This is a genomic window from Salmonella sp. 2020_1459 (genome assembly GCF_043847915.1).
Classification (GTDB): Bacteria; Pseudomonadota; Gammaproteobacteria; order Enterobacterales; family Enterobacteriaceae; genus Salmonella; species Salmonella enterica.
In genome coordinates this window covers 250385-266787 of the sequence record NZ_JBCMFA010000007.1, presented here as the reverse complement: position 1 = coordinate 266787, position 16403 = coordinate 250385, and the positions used below count along the sequence as shown (strand labels likewise).

At 50.2% G+C, this 16403-nt stretch carries 18 protein-coding genes, 2 tRNA genes and 1 pseudogene; 8 read left to right on the top strand and 13 right to left on the bottom strand.

Translation table 11 applies throughout. The features are described from left to right. Positions 1–30: 30 nt before the first annotated feature. On the top strand, positions 31–654 hold the full coding sequence (rcsA, locus tag ACH0VJ_RS18630; protein WP_000103971.1) for a transcriptional regulator RcsA: 624 nt from the start codon (positions 31–33) through the stop codon (positions 652–654). 38 nt (positions 655–692) lie between these two features. Here the strand turns inward: rcsA and dsrB are convergent, their stop codons facing one another. Continuing rightward, positions 693–887 carry a protein DsrB gene (dsrB, locus tag ACH0VJ_RS18625; RefSeq protein ID WP_000867218.1) on the bottom strand — a complete coding sequence of 65 codons (195 nt, stop codon included), beginning with the start codon at positions 885–887 and terminating at the stop codon, positions 693–695. Positions 888–1015: 128 nt separating this feature from the next. Here dsrB and yodD point away from each other — a divergent pair, with 128 nt between their 5' ends. Together yodD and ACH0VJ_RS18615 are read left to right on the top strand one after the other, a co-directional pair. Beyond that, positions 1016–1243, top strand: a complete 228-nt coding sequence (gene yodD, locus ACH0VJ_RS18620) for a YodD family peroxide/acid resistance protein (protein WP_000844798.1) — start codon at positions 1016–1018, stop codon at positions 1241–1243. 309 nt (positions 1244–1552) lie between these two features. Continuing rightward, on the top strand, positions 1553–2368 hold the full coding sequence (locus tag ACH0VJ_RS18615; RefSeq protein ID WP_000948794.1) for a mannosyl-3-phosphoglycerate phosphatase-related protein: 816 nt from the start codon (positions 1553–1555) through the stop codon (positions 2366–2368). Here the strand turns inward: ACH0VJ_RS18615 and dgcQ are convergent. The 3 genes from dgcQ to ACH0VJ_RS18600 form a co-directional block, all read right to left on the bottom strand. Beyond that, positions 2347–4059 carry a cellulose biosynthesis regulator diguanylate cyclase DgcQ gene (gene dgcQ / locus ACH0VJ_RS18610; RefSeq protein ID WP_001119828.1) on the bottom strand — a complete coding sequence of 571 codons (1713 nt, stop codon included), beginning with the start codon at positions 4057–4059 and terminating at the stop codon, positions 2347–2349. The genes ACH0VJ_RS18615 and dgcQ overlap by 22 nt on opposite strands. Positions 4060–4223: 164 nt before the next feature. Next, positions 4224–4409, bottom strand: a complete 186-nt coding sequence (locus ACH0VJ_RS18605) for a YodC family protein (protein ID WP_000232161.1) — start codon at positions 4407–4409, stop codon at positions 4224–4226. 76 nt (positions 4410–4485) lie between these two features. After that, positions 4486–5403, bottom strand: coding sequence for a DUF808 domain-containing protein (locus tag ACH0VJ_RS18600; RefSeq protein WP_085920526.1), 918 nt, complete (start codon positions 5401–5403; stop codon positions 4486–4488). A 169-nt stretch (positions 5404–5572) separates the two neighbouring features. Here ACH0VJ_RS18600 and yedA point away from each other — a divergent pair, with 169 nt between their 5' ends. Next, entirely contained in the window at positions 5573–6493 is a 921-nt protein-coding gene (gene yedA, locus ACH0VJ_RS18595; protein WP_001212263.1) for a drug/metabolite exporter YedA, read from the top strand. On the opposite strand, the gene ACH0VJ_RS18590 is transcribed toward yedA, so the two are convergent. From ACH0VJ_RS18590 to drpB, 4 genes are all read right to left on the bottom strand, one after another. Beyond that, the gene (locus tag ACH0VJ_RS18590; protein ID WP_000785981.1) at positions 6482–6952 is read right to left on the bottom strand and encodes a very short patch repair endonuclease; all 471 of its coding nucleotides are present in this window, start codon (positions 6950–6952) and stop codon (positions 6482–6484) included. The two genes, yedA and ACH0VJ_RS18590, sit on opposite strands and share 12 nt — an antisense overlap. Continuing rightward, positions 6933–8363 carry a DNA cytosine methyltransferase gene (locus tag ACH0VJ_RS18585; protein ID WP_001157307.1) on the bottom strand — a complete coding sequence of 477 codons (1431 nt, stop codon included), beginning with the start codon at positions 8361–8363 and terminating at the stop codon, positions 6933–6935. The genes ACH0VJ_RS18590 and ACH0VJ_RS18585 overlap by 20 nt, the downstream gene beginning before the upstream one ends. A gap of 73 nt (positions 8364–8436) precedes the next feature. Beyond that, positions 8437–9132, bottom strand: coding sequence for a phosphohydrolase (locus tag ACH0VJ_RS18580; protein WP_000377039.1), 696 nt, complete (start codon positions 9130–9132; stop codon positions 8437–8439). A gap of 79 nt (positions 9133–9211) precedes the next feature. Further along, positions 9212–9523: a cell division protein DrpB gene (gene drpB, locus ACH0VJ_RS18575; RefSeq protein ID WP_000107435.1), complete on the bottom strand. Its 312-nt coding sequence runs from the start codon at positions 9521–9523 to the stop codon at positions 9212–9214. A gap of 649 nt (positions 9524–10172) precedes the next feature. Between drpB and ompS1 the strand changes: the two genes are divergently transcribed. Next, a complete protein-coding gene (gene ompS1, locus ACH0VJ_RS18570; protein ID WP_001080668.1) occupies positions 10173–11351 on the top strand; it encodes a porin OmpS1 in 1179 nt (392 codons plus the stop codon). A gap of 260 nt (positions 11352–11611) precedes the next feature. Here the strand turns inward: ompS1 and ACH0VJ_RS18565 are convergent, their stop codons facing one another. From ACH0VJ_RS18565 to ACH0VJ_RS18545, 5 genes are all read right to left on the bottom strand, one after another. Next, a complete protein-coding gene (locus tag ACH0VJ_RS18565) occupies positions 11612–11800 on the bottom strand; it encodes a cold-shock protein (RefSeq protein ID WP_079833561.1) in 189 nt (62 codons plus the stop codon). 10 nt (positions 11801–11810) lie between these two features. Next, complete coding sequence (locus ACH0VJ_RS18560; RefSeq protein ID WP_000208509.1) at positions 11811–12023, bottom strand: cold shock domain-containing protein; 213 nt, start codon at positions 12021–12023, stop codon at positions 11811–11813. Positions 12024–12477: 454 nt separating this feature from the next. Continuing rightward, a complete protein-coding gene (locus ACH0VJ_RS18555; RefSeq protein WP_000457663.1) occupies positions 12478–13746 on the bottom strand; it encodes a Y-family DNA polymerase in 1269 nt (422 codons plus the stop codon). A gap of 2 nt (positions 13747–13748) precedes the next feature. Beyond that, entirely contained in the window at positions 13749–14168 is a 420-nt protein-coding gene (locus tag ACH0VJ_RS18550; protein WP_000394197.1) for a translesion error-prone DNA polymerase V autoproteolytic subunit, read from the bottom strand. A 590-nt stretch (positions 14169–14758) separates the two neighbouring features. Then, positions 14759–14848: transfer RNA gene (locus ACH0VJ_RS18545), tRNA-Ser, on the bottom strand. Positions 14849–14936: 88 nt separating this feature from the next. On the opposite strand from ACH0VJ_RS18545, the gene mtfA reads away from it, so the two are divergent. The 3 genes and pseudogenes from mtfA to ACH0VJ_RS18530 all read left to right on the top strand — a co-directional run. Then, positions 14937–15734, top strand: coding sequence for a DgsA anti-repressor MtfA (gene mtfA / locus ACH0VJ_RS18540; protein ID WP_000598920.1), 798 nt, complete (start codon positions 14937–14939; stop codon positions 15732–15734). 100 nt (positions 15735–15834) lie between these two features. Next, positions 15835–15910 (top strand) — tRNA-Asn (locus tag ACH0VJ_RS18535). A 167-nt stretch (positions 15911–16077) separates the two neighbouring features. Next, positions 16078–16383, top strand: a pseudogene (locus ACH0VJ_RS18530) (Arm DNA-binding domain-containing protein); the annotation flags it as partial. Positions 16384–16403: the final 20 nt, after the last annotated feature.

Genomic DNA, 16403 nt, shown 5'->3' with positions numbered 1-16403 from the left:
TTATCGTTACGCATTGAGTGAGGGTATGCCATGTCAACGATTATTATGGATTTATGCAGTTACACCCGGCTAGGGTTAAGCGGGTATCTGGTCAGCAGAGGGGTGAAAAAAAGGGAAATCAACGACATCGAAACCGTTGACGAACTCGCTATCGCTTGTGGCGCGCATCAGCCTTCGGTGGTGTTTATTAATGAGGACTGTTTCATTCATACGCCTTCAGACAGTCAACAAATAAAGCAAATCATTAATCAACATCCTGACACGTTATTTATTGTTTTTATGGCAATTGCTAATGTGCATTTTGATGAATATTTATTAGTAAGAAAAAACTTATTGATTAGCTCGAAATCGATTAAACCTGACTCGCTGGATACCATTCTTGGCGATATTCTGAAAAAAGAGTCGGGTATTTCAGGAACCATAAATTTACCAACATTATCGTTAAGTCGAACTGAATCCAGCATGTTGCGAATGTGGATGGAAGGTCAGGGAACCATTCAGATTTCTGACAGAATGAATATTAAAGCAAAAACAGTATCCTCCCATAAGGGGAATATAAAAAGAAAGATAAAAACGCATAATAAACAAGTGATCTATCACGTAGTGCGGCTGACAGATAACGTCACTAACGGCATTTTTGTTAACATGCGCTGAGACATCCGGACTGGCAATGTACCTCCAGTCCGGCTCAATTAGTCCTGCTCCGCCTTCTCGACAAAAATACCATCCTGGTGACCTGACTCATTGAAGAACCAGATGCCGAGCGGGTAATCCTCCAGCGAAACCAGGTACATTGTGCCTTCACTAAATTCTTCCACTGCCAGTACCACGCCTGGTCGGCGGGGACCGCCGTCCGTTTTAACGGTTACCCGATCATTCACCTTCATCATTTTCCTCCTGTCGCTTTGTGCCAGTGTAGAACAATTTTCTGCGTCTGACAGCGCCTTGCCGGCGTGTTTGCTGGTTTTCTCAACGGTCTATACTTAGGCTGTCAGGAACCCGTGAGGTAGTGAAGATGAAAACGGCAAAAGAGTACAGTGATACGGCCAAGCGCGAAGTGAGCGTCGATGTAGATGCGCTACTGGCGGCCATCAATGAAATCAGCGAAAGCGAGGTTCACCGTAGCCAGGAAGATCCTGAGCGGGTGAGCGTAGACGGACGGGAATATCATACATGGCATGAATTAGCTGAAGCATTCGAGCTGGATATTCATGATTTTAGTGTAACAGAAGTAAACCGTTAAAAATGGCCGAAAAAAATCCCGGCCCTACGGGTCGGGATCAAACTTGCTTATGCAAGAAGCACTTGAAAATTCGTTACACCAGGAAATCTGATGTGAGATTTACCTTATCTGCAATTTTTTTGCATGACAAGTAAATATTTTTTACATGAATAATTAAGCGCGCTAATAGTTCGGTAGCAAAAGTGTGACAACGCATGTGCTGCCTGGAAGCGACGGGATCGGTTCCAGTTAGCGTTCGACTTCTTTCGGATGTGCTTTAGGATTTTTCCTGGAAATAAGCCCGCCGTTGCAACGGAAAATGAGGAAAAAATGCTCTCAATCCATGACCCCTTGCTGATTTTTACCGATCTGGACGGCACATTGCTGAACAGCCACACTTTTGAGTGGCAGCCCGCGGCCCCCTGGCTTACACGCCTGCATGAAAGCGGCGTGCCTGTGATCCTCTGTAGCAGTAAAACCGCGGCTGAAATGCTCCAGCTCCAGACGACGTTAAATCTACAGGGACTGCCGCTGATTGCGGAAAACGGCGCGGTGATCCAACTGGACGTTCACTGGGAAGACCATCCCAACTATCCCCGCCTGATAGCCGGTATTTCTCACAACGAAATCCGCCTCGTCCTGCATAAGTTGCGTGAAAAGGAACAGTTTAAGTTCACCACGTTTGATGACGTTGACGATCAGGTGATAAGCGAATGGACGGGCCTAAACCGGGCACAGTCTGCCCTAACCCGTCTGCATGAAGCGTCGGTGTCGCTGATCTGGCGCGATAGCGATGAACGCATGGCGCAGTTTGTCGCCCGTTTAAATGACCTGGGACTGCAATTTGTCCATGGCGCCCGTTTCTGGCATGTGCTGGACGCCTCCGCCGGAAAAGATCAGGCTGCCAACTGGCTGATTGAAGCATATCGTCGGCAGTGGCGCGCGCGTCCTCTGACGTTGGGGCTAGGAGACGGCCCCAATGATGCGCCCTTACTGGATGTGATGGATTATGCGGTTGTCGTTAAAGGGCTAAACCGGGAGGGCGTACATTTGCGTAACGACGATCCTCAGCGCGTCTACCGTAGCCAGAACGAAGGGCCGGATGGCTGGCGCGAAGGCATGGACTATTTCTTTTCCCGCTCCTGAGTCGCGTCGCTGGCGCAAATACGGTTACGTCCGGACTGTTTGGCGTAATAAAGCCGTTTGTCGGCCAGCGACTGCAACTGCTCAAAATCATAGTCGCCGTATTCCTCCGCGCTACTGATCCCCATTGACGCGCTGATACGAAGCGTCGTGCTTTTCGTCACCAGAATCTCTTTGTCATTAATGCGCTGGCGTATGCGTTCGGCAATCTGCAGCGCCTGCGCTTTCGTCGCGCCGGGCAGAACGATACAAAACTCTTCGCCCCCTACCCGTCCGGCGATGTCGTGCGCTCGAATGGTGCTGCCAATGAGCCCAGCGGCATGGGACAACACGCGATCGCCTGCCTGATGACCAAAGCGATCGTTAACGCTTTTAAAATAATCTAAATCCAGCTGTATCACAGAAAATGGCTGGCGGGCTTCCCGGTAGCGCTTTGCCAGCCTGGACGCTTTTTCAAACAGCGCGCCACGGTTATATAGCCGGGTCAGAGGATCGTGCCATGCCTGCCATTGCAGCGAATTTTGCAGAACAAACATGTTTTTGACCATATGTCGAATAACGCCCCAGGAGATCAACAGCATCGCCGTAAAAAGCACCCATAACAGCGTCAGCGCGATACTAATACTGCCAAAATTCCCTTGTATGCCTTCACGTAATGTATGCACGCGCAGCAGGACGCCATCAAAATGATCCAGCCGCTCCCAGCTTACATAATGCGTTCCTAAACGCAGCCCGCCCAGGGTATCTTTTTCTATTTCACGCGCCAGTAAGGCGCGCTCACGGTCATTTAACGTATTCGCGGTTTGTTGTTCCGGCGCGGAGTCCGTCAACAAACGGAGATGGTTATCGTATAGCTGATATTCCCCTTCAATATCCTTTTCGGCCGCATCGCGCAGGAACCGCTGTAATGACGCGACGGGAATATCCATTGCCAGTACGCCATACCAGTAATTATCGTGATCCAGCGGTAGACTGGCTGTCACTTTTTTCTGCTCGTCAGCAACATAGGGCTGTGCGGAGGTAAACCACCGCACGCCGCGCTGTGGGTTACGCCGTTGGCTTTGCTCGATAAACCAGGGCTGAGTCACGTACTGATAGTAACGGGAGACAATATCGCTACCGTACGCCGTAGGGAGAGTTGAGAGGTAAAACCCTGAGCGAGAAACATACATCGTCTCCAGCGTCAGCATGGCGGATGAGCGCGCCAGACGCGCCAGATACCCTAACTCCAGCGTGGCGGTTAATTCATTTGCCAGGTCACGACTCTCCCGCGAAAGAAGCGTCGTCCGGGCGACAAATTGATCGGAAACGCCATATAACGGCAATGTCCGCCGCTTATCCAGCTCCAGTTGCCAGAAATGTCTGACGCGTCGTTGCTCAAACTGCGTCACCGCGCTTTGCAATGCGGAAAAAGCCAGCGGCGCCACCAGCGCTTCATGCATACCGTTGCGTAAAAAGATCAACCTGTCCATGTTGAATTGCAGTTGGCGGTCAAGGACATTCGCGACGCTCCCCAGATGATTGCGCTGACTGGCGACATACGCGTCTTTCAATATCATCACTTCCCGCCAGGTAAGTAGCGTCGAGAACAGCATCACGATCAGAAAACAGGTGTTGACGACATGACCGGGACCAAAACGCCGCGCCAGCTTTTTAAACCAGCCTTGATTATCTAACAGTGTTTCGTGCGGCACCCTGGTAACTCCTGGTTATTGATACAACGCCCCCTGATGGCTTACGGTAGCCAGACCTCATCAAGGGATACCACTCAATCCTGGCATAACCAGGTAGCTGCATGTCGCAGCGCGACGACTCTTTTTCTCCACAGCAAAACGCCCGGCATTAACCGGGCGTTTTGTCATCGGGCTTCGTCCCGCACGCGCCTTTCCTTGCCTGGCACGAGCTCATTCTCATGGAATGCCTCCCGCTTTACGCCAAAACCATCATACCAGCGACACTCTACCATTCCGCTGGAATAACCGGTGACGATCATCCGGGGCCCACCCTCTTTCACGGTAACTTCCTCACTGACAGAAAAGACCATACCTGCCTCCTGTATCAGATGAAACGTTTTCACCTTAGACGAGGATGGGCAATTTTGCATAATTCATTCTAGAAAATCAGTGCGAAACACCGCGAATTTTCGCCACACCTTTCACCAGCGCCACCACAATGGCGCCGATAATAAAGCCGAGCACCAGATTCAGCCCCGCAGGGATCGTATGCGCCATGAAAGCCCCCTGCTGCTGCGCAAAATGTTCAATGGCATGGTGTAGCGGCGCAATACCGTGTACGACAATCCCGCCGCCGACCAGAAACATCGCCAGCGTACCGACAATGGATAATGCTTTCATTAACCAGGGCGCGATAATCAGTAATCCTTTACCGACGCCCTGCGCCAGCACGCTACGCTTTTCCGCCAACCAGTACCCCATATCATCCAGTTTGACAATAATACCCACCAGGCCATACACGCCAATGGTCACAACCAACGCAATCCCCGCCAGCACCAACACCTGATTAAGCAGCGGCGCCTGCGCGACAATCCCCAGGGTAATGGCCACAATTTCAGCGGACAGAATGAAATCGGTACGTACCGCCCCTTTTACTTTATCTTTTTCAAAGGCCAAAGGATCTTGCGCAGCCAGCGCCTCAAGACGTTTTTGCCGCTCCGCCGGGTCTTCTTTGTGTTTTCGCGCCTCAAAGGTATGCAGGACTTTTTCTACCCCTTCAAAGCAGAGAAACGCGCCGCCTAACATTAATAAAGGCGTAATGGCCCACGGGATAAATGCGCTTATCAACAGCGCCAACGGCACCAGAATAACCTTGTTGATTAATGATCCTTTCGCCACGCTCCATACCACTGGCAGCTCGCGATTAGCGCGAACGCCGGTCACCTGCTGCGCATTGAGCGACAGGTCATCCCCCAGTACGCCCGCGGTTTTTTTCGCGGCCAATTTGCCCATTACCGAAATATCGTCCAGCAGCGTGGCGATATCGTCGAGTAATGTCAGTAAGCTACTTCCTGCCAAAATGATTTCCTCGGTCTTTTCTTCTAAGACGTTAAGTATGTAGCAAAATGCGTAATGCCGAAACCGGCGGCGCGGGTCAACGCCTTTTTATTCCAAAAGGACAATTATAATGCTCGCCAGCATAATAATTTTGACGTTTACTATATTCACCCTTTTTATTTCACCGTGAGTGATTATGCGTTTCCGGCAGTTATTACCTCTTTTTGGCGCGCTTTTTGCCTTGTACATCATTTGGGGGTCTACCTATTTTGTTATCCGCATAGGCGTTGAAAGCTGGCCGCCGCTGATGATGGCAGGCGTACGTTTTCTCTCGGCGGGGATGTTGCTCATGGCGTTTTTGCTGTTGCGCGGCGAAAAACTTCCGCCGCTGCGCCAGACCATCAACGCCGCGCTGATTGGTCTACTGCTGCTGGCGGTGGGTAACGGCCTGGTGACGGTGGCGGAGCATCAAAACGTGCCATCGGGCATTGCTGCCGTCGTGGTCGCCACTGTCCCGCTATTTACGCTGTGCTTTAGCTACTTTTTTGGTATTAAAACGCGCAAATTAGAATGGGTGGGGATTGCCATTGGACTTGCCGGGATTATTCTGCTGAACAGCGGCGGCAACTTAAGCGGCAATCCGTGGGGCGCGATTTTGATCCTGATAGGTTCGATGAGCTGGGCATTTGGTTCCGTTTACGGCTCGCGCATCGCCCTCCCTGTGGGCATGATGGCGGGCGCGATTGAAATGCTGGCGGCGGGCGTGGTATTGCTTTGCGCGGCGTTTCTTTCCGGCGAAAAGCTCGCCACGCTGCCTGGTTTATCGGGGTTTATGGCCGTCGGTTACCTGGCGTTGTTCGGTTCTATTATCGCCATTAATGCCTATATGTACCTGATTCGCAACGTCAGTCCGGCGCTGGCGACCAGCTACGCCTATGTGAATCCGGTTGTCGCCGTGTTGCTTGGCACTGGCCTGGGCGGCGAGAGGTTATCGCCCGTTGAATGGGCCGCGCTGGGTGTGATTGTGTTTGCCGTAGTGCTGGTGACTCTGGGTAAGTACCTGTTTCCCGCCAGGGCGGTGGTCACGCCGTGTAAAACGGAAGATTCACGCCAGTAGATGAATCCCCTGGGTGTCGATCTGCGCGCTGGCGCCGCCGCCGCAGATCCACTCTTCCAGGCGCTCCGCCAACGCCGCGTCGCTCAATTTCGCTCGCCCGCGCAAGGCGCACTCCCAGACGATCAGTACCCGCCAGCCAAGCGCCTGTAAACGCTGAATATCGCGCTCATCGCGCTCAACGTTCTTACCGATTTTTTCCAGCCAGAAAGCCGTTCGCGTGGCCGGTACTTTGAACAGATAACAGTGGTGATGATGCCAAAAGCAGCCGTGAGTAAAAATCACACAATCATAGTCATTCACCACAAAGTCCGGCTTGCCCGGTAATGTCGTGTCCTGAGTATGAAACGTAATCCCCTGCGCGCTTAACAGGCCAGCAAGACGTTTTTCAATCGCCGTATCGCGGGTCGCTATCGCGCGCATATTTTTACTGCGCGTGGCTTTATCGTGAACGTCCGCCATCTGCCGTCTCTCTCTGACGCAGCGTCACCGCCTGGTGAATTTTGGGTTCCAGCAGCTTTGCTACCGCAGCAAATACCGGCACCACCACGGAGTTGCCAAACTGGCGATAGGCCTGCGTATCCGAGACAGGTATCCTGAACTGGTACGTTTGCGGCGCCTCAAATCCCATTAAACGCGCGCACTCTCTCGGCGTGAGTCGGCGGGGACGATGTTGTTGGTTGCCAGCATCGTCGAAATTCACTTCGCCTTTCGCCATATCCCAACCACGATCGATCAGAATTTCGGCACCATCTTTGTAGTAGCGAGCAGATAACGTGCGCGCCACACTTTCCGGATTGTCAGGATAAACCATGCCATAGCCAAAACCGTTTCCCCGCGCCTGGTGCTTTTTCGCGTAGCGATATAAATATTTCCACAGCACCGGCGTCAGGATATATTTGGCTTCGACGACGGGCTCCAGCAGTTCTGCCAGCGTCGGACGGCGCGGTGGATAACAACGGGCGATATTGCGTAACGTAAAATCGGTTTTCAGGTTTAAATCGCGACGGAATCCCACCAACACAATACGTTCCCGATGCTGAGGAAGAAAGTGCTGCCCGTCGATAATTTTCGGATCGTCCGGGCCATTGTCAGCGGCATCCGCCACGTCATATCCCAGTTCATCGAGCGTTTGCATAATAATGCGGAAGGTGTTGCCCTGGTCGTGACTTTTAAGGTTTTTCACGTTTTCCAGCACAAACAGCGCGGGGCGGCGGGCGTCGATAATTCTTACGACATCAAAAAATAATGTCCCCTGAGTCTCGCAGGCAAAGCCGTGGGCGCGGCCCAGCGCATTTTTCTTGGAAACGCCCGCCAGAGAAAATGGCTGACAGGGAAAGCCCGCCAGCAGGACATCATGTTGCGGAATATGCTGGCGAATGTGTTCCGCCGCCTCATCATCGCTGACCCCTTCCCGGTGGCTCAACGTGATATCGCGGATATCTTCATTAAAGCGATGTTGCAGCGGATCGCAAAAATAGTTCGCTTTATATGTCCGTACCGCGTGCTTATTCCATTCGCTGGTAAACACGCACTGTCCGCCTATCGCTTCAAATCCGCGGCGAATGCCGCCGATGCCCGCGAAGAGATCGATAAAACGAAAGGCGTAATGTGGATGATGCGCTGGCGGCGTCGGCAACTCTGTTTTAAGACAGGTGAGTTCATTGTCGCTCAAACGATGCCATGCCGCGTTCATCATTACGCGCTTTAAGATGGCCGGGCTCCAGTGCTGTTCGCCCAGGCCGTTAAGGTGCGCCACCAGCGTTTTAACATCGTAGATTTCCAGCAATTGACTCAGCATCGCCTGGATCTCGCTTCCGGCGTCGTCGGCGATGAGGTTCCGGGCGTGTGTTACTGAAATATTTTCCTGCATACATTTAACCGGCCAAAAATAATTGCCGACAGACTAACATAAAATGACGCGGTTTACGTTTCAGCGGCAGGGGTTACTGATGCGTAGCAAACATCTGGATGACCGCCTCATCCCGTGTTTCATAGTCGCCTTTCAGCTCAGCGCTCAGTTTCGCCATGTACGACACCAGAAAATCCGTATTACGCTGCGCCAGGCACTTGCCCCGTTCAGTCTGCATCGTCAGCGGCAGTTTCAGCAGTTTGGTTTGAAAATGGTCGAGCGCGAATTGCTTATCGTTAAGAGGCCGTCTGTCGGCAAAGGGATCGTCGGCATCAAACAACGCGACGCCCAGCGCGCCGGAGACCGCGAAGACCCGCGCCAGACCAATGGCGCCCAACGCCTCCAGCCTGTCTGCATCCTGCACGATTTTTGCCTCTGGCGTGGTAGGCGCAATTTTTGCGCTGAAGCTATGCGCTTCGATAGCATGACAAATGCCCGCCAGTTTTTCTGCCGGAAAGTCAGGAAAATCCCGCAGAAAAATACGCCGGGTTTCTGCCGCCGCCAGAATGGAAGAACGATGCCGCTGCGGATGATTTTTCGCCAGGCTGACGATGTCATGGAAATAACATGCCGATAGCACCACCAGCCAGTCGACAGGACTGTTTTCCCCGAGCGTTTGCGCGGTTGCCCAAACACGACGAAAATGGAAGATGTCATGGGCGGCATCCTGTTCCTGGTGGTGGTGACGTAGCCAGTCTTCAAACTGCGATTGCCAGTATCCTGAGTCCATACGCCCTCTCTTTATAGCAGACCATTTTTATTACATGCCTGAGCACAGGGTTCGCTATCCTGACATATCCGCCACCACTTTACATCCTTGCGTGCTTGCGCGTTTCTGGCTGAGTGTCGGCGGGATACCCCCTGTTTTTGCGAGGCCGGGTGTACCAGGCAATACTCCCCAGAATAAGCCAGACGACGCCCAGCGAAAGCGCGTTAAGCCATTTTTCCGTTGCGCTGCCAGGAGTGCTGATTGGGCCGAGAACCGGCTCGGTTTGTATGGCGGACATCAGCCACACGCAACGCGCCATCGCCCAGATGAAGTAGCCGCAAAAGGTATAAAAAACCCATAACGCTAATTTACCGCCCATGCTACGGGTGGCGTTGTCCTCCCTGGTACTCAAACTTTACTCCGCTTTTGTGATGTAAGTCATATGACATTAATTACATTATAATGTGATATTAATCACATTTCGACCATGGAATACCTCATCCACCTGTTCTGGCTATTCATTCCACAAATAGTTTATTCTCAGTTAATGTTACGTCTGGCGCTGAACCTGCTGTTAAATAAGGGAATGGTGATTGAATCGCACTCTGATGCAGAATAACCTATAACCAGAACAACTTATTTTTACGCACCGCGATAGCGTTTTATTTTATTAGCATTAAATGTCAGAATGATTCGGTTATTAGCCTTTTATCATTTATTTTATCATTACCCACATTACCGGCATTTATGCCGGTTTTTTTTATGCTTTTTCATAATCAAAGCATCAAATACATATAAAAAACAAATTATATTCACGCCAACAGCCATCAAACAAAAACACATAACCCATTGATAAAAAATGATAATTATAGAATATATATTCTTAATTACTTATATACTCTGTATTATAAAAAACCAAACAGAAACAAATTGAAATATTTTAAATACCTTTGTTACATGTTATTTTTTAAATTCCATGAACTTCATAGAATAGTATCAATTTGTAGTTTTGTTGAAGTGGCTACATATTCATATAAATTATTATCATAAGGGAATACATAATGAACAGAAAAGTTCTGGCACTGCTTGTCCCGGCGTTATTAGTGGCAGGCGCAGCAAATGCGGCTGAAATTTATAATAAAAATGGCAACAAACTCGACCTGTACGGCAAAGTTGATGGTCTGCGTTACTTCTCTGACAATGCAGGCGACGATGGCGACCAGTCCTACGCCCGTATTGGCTTTAAAGGCGAAACGCAGATCAACGATATGCTGACCGGCTATGGTCAGTGGGAATACAACATTAAGGTGAACACCACCGAAGGCGAAGGTGCAAACTCCTGGACTCGTCTGGGCTTTGCCGGTCTGAAATTCGGCGAGTACGGCTCTTTCGATTATGGCCGTAACTATGGTGTTATCTACGACATTGAAGCCTGGACCGATGCGCTGCCGGAATTCGGCGGTGATACTTATACCCAGACCGATGTCTATATGCTGGGCAGAACCAACGGCGTTGCTACCTACCGTAATACCGACTTCTTCGGTCTGGTGGAAGGCCTGAACTTCGCGTTGCAGTACCAGGGTAATAATGAAAATGGCGGTGCTGGTGAAGGTACAGGTAACGGCGGCAGCCGCAAACTGGCCCGTGAAAACGGCGACGGTTTCGGTATGTCTGCCTCCTACGACTTTGACTTCGGGTTAAGCCTGGGTGCGGCCTACTCTTCCTCTGACCGTACGGACAATCAGGTTGCTCGTGGTTATGGCGACGGCATGAATGAGCGCAACAACTATGCTGGTGGTGAAACCGCTGAAGCCTGGACCGTAGGTGCCAAATATGACGCCTACAATGTTTACCTGGCGGCGATGTACGCTGAAACCCGCAACATGACCTATTATGGCGGCGGCAATGGCGAAGATAATGGCGGTATTGCTAACAAAACCCAGAACTTTGAAGTGGTTGCGCAGTATCAGTTCGATTTCGGTCTGCGTCCGTCCATCGCCTACTTGCAGTCTAAGGGCAAAGATTTAGGCGGTCAGGAAGTCCATCGTGGCAACTGGCGTTACACCAACAAAGATCTGGTTAAATATGTTGACGTCGGTATGACTTACTACTTCAACAAAAATATGTCCACCTATGTTGATTATAAAATCAACCTGCTGGACGAAGATGATGACTTCTACGCAAGCAACGGTATTGCAACCGATGATATCGTAGGTGTTGGTCTGGTCTACCAGTTCTAAGACGCTTTATGTTATTCAAGCCCGTGCTTAGCGCGGGCTTGTTATTATAGGGCAAGAATTAAATAACGGATAACGGCGCAAAGACAGGTGACCTGGCTTCATCGGATAGATGAGGACAACGTCGCTTTTTTCAGGCGCTGTCTGCAAGAGAAATAACACCTTTGGGGAAAGGTAAATGCCACTATAGATGATGGATGTCAGCGTCTATAGATGATAATCATCCGGGCATAAAAAAAGCTCCGGTACGGAGCTAATATGAATTATTTTCTAAAATCTGGCGGAACCTGTCCTGAGCGAATGTATAATCCAACATTATCAAAAGTGATCATGGTTAACTTACAAAAAATACATTTCGCGCCAAATGGGTTTTGCTCAGTAACATCGAATGTCGATGTTCTGTATTGTGAACCATGGCAACATGGACACCGGAAGTGAATTTTATTAGTAATATCAGATACCTTAAAGCGCCACAACGTTGACCGCTGATGGACCTTTTGGTCCCTGTTCTACTGAAAACTCCACTTCCTGATTTTCATTCAGAGTGCGGAATTCATTACTTTGAATGGCGGAAAAATGCACAAACACATCTTTGCTGCCATCTTTAGGCGTAATGAAACCAAAGCCCTTTTCAGGGTTAAACCATTTTACTAAACCAGTGATTTTCGTCGTCATAATATTGTTACCTTTTGAATGAGCCCTTGGGCGAAATGGCCTGAAGAAAATTATCAGAGAGAAAAAAACCTAAAGGAGATCTCAAGAGGAACAAATGATGAGAAATATTACAATCACTACTTCAGATAAGTTTGTATCAAACCGCACAACCATTAACGCATGGTTAACTGAACATAGCAAGCTTTAGTTTTGTTAAAAAAATATTAATTGTTTTTTAGCATTATCACGCTGATTGCCATACTCTTTTTATCCATGCCTGTCGCTACGGCTGAAACCTGGCGTAAATAAGTGACGTCTCACAACGCCTGCCGGGCAATAAACGCGCCACATTTTCTGATGTCGTAAACCAGGATACATGCGCCTCATCGTGAGAGGTTCCTGTGATCTTGTGCGACCAAAACCGGTTAGAGAACGGGGATGATTTGGCAACCATCTCAGGCATTGATCGCACAAGTTACTTAACACGCAGTAGATCAGAGTATCTTGTGGTGTACCGAGGCGAAAGCATTTCTCGCTTCATAGCCCACTGTTGCGACATCCCCTGCCCGGCGAAGTACAGCGTCCCCTTCCCGTCTTTTGCGTTAAGATGGTCCAGTACTTCCATCAACTTCGCACTACCGGCGCGCGGCGCGTTATCGTCGAAAAGGTTGAGTTGCGCTACGCCCTGGCTGAAGAAGTCACCCAGCATCACCCCCGCTTTCTGGTAGCGATGGCCGTCGCGCCAGATTTTATCCAGACATTTCACAGCCGCATTGATAATGTCACGTGAATCCTGCGTGGGGGTGAGAAGCGTCACCGCGGCGCTGTTACCGTAGTAGGGCTCGTTCAGGGCAAAGGGTGATGTTTTGACGAATGTTGAAATGAAACGGCAGTACTGGTGCTCGCCGCGGAGTTTTTCTGCCGCGCGCGCAGCGTAGCTGTAAACAGCCTGGCGCATTTCCTCATAGTCTGTGACCCGCTCGCCGAAAGAGCGGCTACAAACGATTTCCTGCTTTGCCGGCGCAAACTCTTCAAGCTCCAGACATGGCTCTCCGCGAAGCTCTCTCACGGTACGCTCCAGCACGACATTGAAGTGTTTCCTGATGATCCAGGTACTTTGTTCAGAGAGATCGAGAGCAGTCTTGATGCCCAGGGAATTTAGCTTCTTACTGATGCGTCTGCCGACACCCCAGACATCCTCTACGGGTATCAGGGCCAGCAGCCGACGCTGGCGATCGATGTTCGACAGGTCAACCACCCCGTCGGTCTGGCGCTGCCACTTTTTCGCAGCATGGTTAGCCAGCTTGGCAAGGGTTTTCGTCTGGGCAATGCCTACACCGACAGTCAGGTGCGTGCGCTTCAGGACCGTCGCTCTTATCTCGCGCCCGAAATCTGTCAGATCCCGGCAGTTTCGTACCCCCGTCAGATCACAAAAAGCCTCATCAATGCTGTAAATTTCTACCCGCGGCACCATCTCCTCGAGTGTGGTCATTACCCGGTTCGACATATCAGCGTAAAGCTCGTAATTACTGCTGAAGCAAACAACACCGGATCGCCGGAAGCGTTCTTTCTGTTTGAAGTATGGCTCACCTGGTGCGATACCGAGCTGTTTCGCCTCGGCGCTACACGCGATAACGCAGCCATCATTGTTTGATAACACCACCACCGGTCGGCCACATAAATCAGGACGAAAGACCGTTTCGCAGGAGGCGTAAAAGCTATTAACATCGCAGAGCGCGAACATAATCAACTGACCGCTTTAATGATAAAGGTCACCACCCCGAATATGTCGAGCGTGTCTTCACTGCCGACAGGTATAGGTCGATAGGCGCCGTTCATGGGGATTAACTGCACTGTCGGGCGCAACTGCAACCGTTTTACGGTGAACTCTCCTTCAATTGCCGCAATTACAATGTCACCGTGGTCAGCGTTCCGTGAGCTATCCACCACCAGCAGGTCGCCGTCGCTGATGCCTGCTTCAATCATTGAATCACCCGTGGCTTTGACAAAATATGTTGAGCTGGGATGAGAAACGAGCAACTCATTAAGATCGATACGCTGCTCAATGTAGTCCGCCGCGGGGCTGGGGAATCCACACGGCACTAAGTAACTGAAAAATGGGAGAGGAATAATTTCGCGCAACTCTGTAGGTCTGAAAAATTCCATAATCCATACCTCGAATACTGTTTTTATATACAGTAGTATTATTTGAACATGCGCGCAAGATACCGGAGTCGCTGCGGCTGTTGAAATCTTCGTCGCTTCGTTTGTAAGTTTCTCTCTCAGTTCAAATTATGGGTTTTGTAAATTTTCCGGTTGTATTGTCATGTGTGCATATTTAAGCCAGCCTGGAGGCCAGATTTTCTGTACAGCGTCGACAGTCCCGCAGCGTAAGTTATCGCCACGCGCCAGCGCGTTTCCCTGACAGTAATTAATCTTTCGCCCTGCGCCCATGTCTACAGGGGAACATGTCGAGCAACAGGCCGGGTGCGACGATTACCGAGGACGACGGCGTTAAATCGCCGCTAGTGACATCAATATTAATCCAGATGGGAGACGGCGAAAGAGCGGGGCAGAAAACCAGGAGTTGACTTATGATCGAAAAGTAAAAATAACACTATCCCTGGCCCCCTCTTCTGGCAGAAAAAGCATAAGATGGCGATACGTTTTTCACGTAATATTCTAACAGAATATTCTAAGTATATTCTAAGTGTGAGACTGATCGCTGAAAGAAGATGAGCTAAGTGTTTGAATTGTGGCGGAGAGAGGGGGATTTGAACCCCCGGTAGAGTTGCCCCTACTCCGGTTTTCGAGACCGGTCCGTTCAGCCGCTCCGGCATCTCTCCGTATATTGCAATGATGCCAGGTAATTTGGCATTTTAACAGACCCTATTCGGGTAATTTTGTTCAAGTGACGAGTTTACGAGCAAAACGATGATTAAGTGGCCCTGGAAAGCACAAGAAATAACCCAGAACGAAGACTGGCCGTGGGATGATGCGCTGGCTATACCTCTTCTGGTAAACCTCACCGCGCAAGAACAGGCTCGGCTTATTGCGCTAGCCGAACGTTTTTTGCAGCAGAAAAGACTGGTAGCGCTACAGGGATTTGAGCTCGACTCGTTAAAAAGTGCACGTATTGCGTTAATTTTTTGCTTACCGATCCTGGAGCTCGGTATTGAGTGGCTTGATGGTTTTCATGAAGTGCTCATTTATCCCGCGCCCTTTGTGGTAGATGATGAATGGGAAGATGACATAGGTCTGGTGCACAGCCAGCGTGTCGTACAGTCGGGGCAAAGCTGGCAACAAGGGCCCATTATTCTGAACTGGCTGGATATCCAGGACTCGTTCGATGCTTCGGGTTTCAATCTCATTATTCATGAAGTCGCGCACAAACTGGATATGCGTAATGGCGATCGCGCCAGCGGCATCCCTTTCATCCCGTTGCGCGATGTGGCTGGCTGGGAACACGATCTCCACGCGGCAATGAATAATATTCAGGATGAAATCGATCTTGTTGGCGAAAGCGCTGCCAGTATAGATGCCTATGCCGCCACCGACCCTGCTGAATGTTTTGCCGTGTTGTCAGAGTATTTTTTCAGCGCGCCAGAACTGTTTGCTCCACGTTTCCCGGCACTATGGCAGCGTTTTTGCCAGTTCTATCGCCAGGATCCTTCTCAGCGCTTACGGGTAAGCGCTGCCGAAGGCGACTACGGCGAGGAATCCGAACATTAATTCCTCACTTTGTGGGTTAATTAACCAATTGAATTGGCGCGTTAATTTTACTGTTGACACGTTATAGCCGGCCCAGTATTATGCGCCTCGTTGAAACAATTCCTCTGTAGTTCAGTCGGTAGAACGGCGGACTGTTAATCCGTATGTCACTGGTTCGAGTCCAGTCAGAGGAGCCAAATTTAGGGAAGCAGACGTTCACTGACGTCTGCTTTCTGCATTTATATCAACTGATTAACCCCTTCTTCAGGTTCACTCTCGTTTACTAAAAACCACTCGAAGCTATACCCTTTTGCTGGTAAAGCTGGTTCGATTTGCGTTTTACCAGCACGCGGAGGGAACCGTCATGTCACTGACTGATACTAAAGTAAAAAATGCCAGACCAGCGGAAAAGGCCGTCAAGATCGCTGACGGGTTTGGCCTCTATCGATTCAAAATACTGGCAGTCAGGCTATCGCTTTAATGGCAAACAGAAGGTGTTTTCTATTGGGGTTTACCCTGCGGTTTCTCTTGCTGATGCCAGACAACGCCGTGACGAGGTCAAAAGGCTGCTGGATCAGGGGATTGACCCGAACGCAAAAAACAGGCTGATGAAAAAATCCTTCAGGAAAAGCGCGATAAAACCCGCTCGTTCCGTGTCGTCGCCAAAAGCTGATGCACCATAATTCTGCC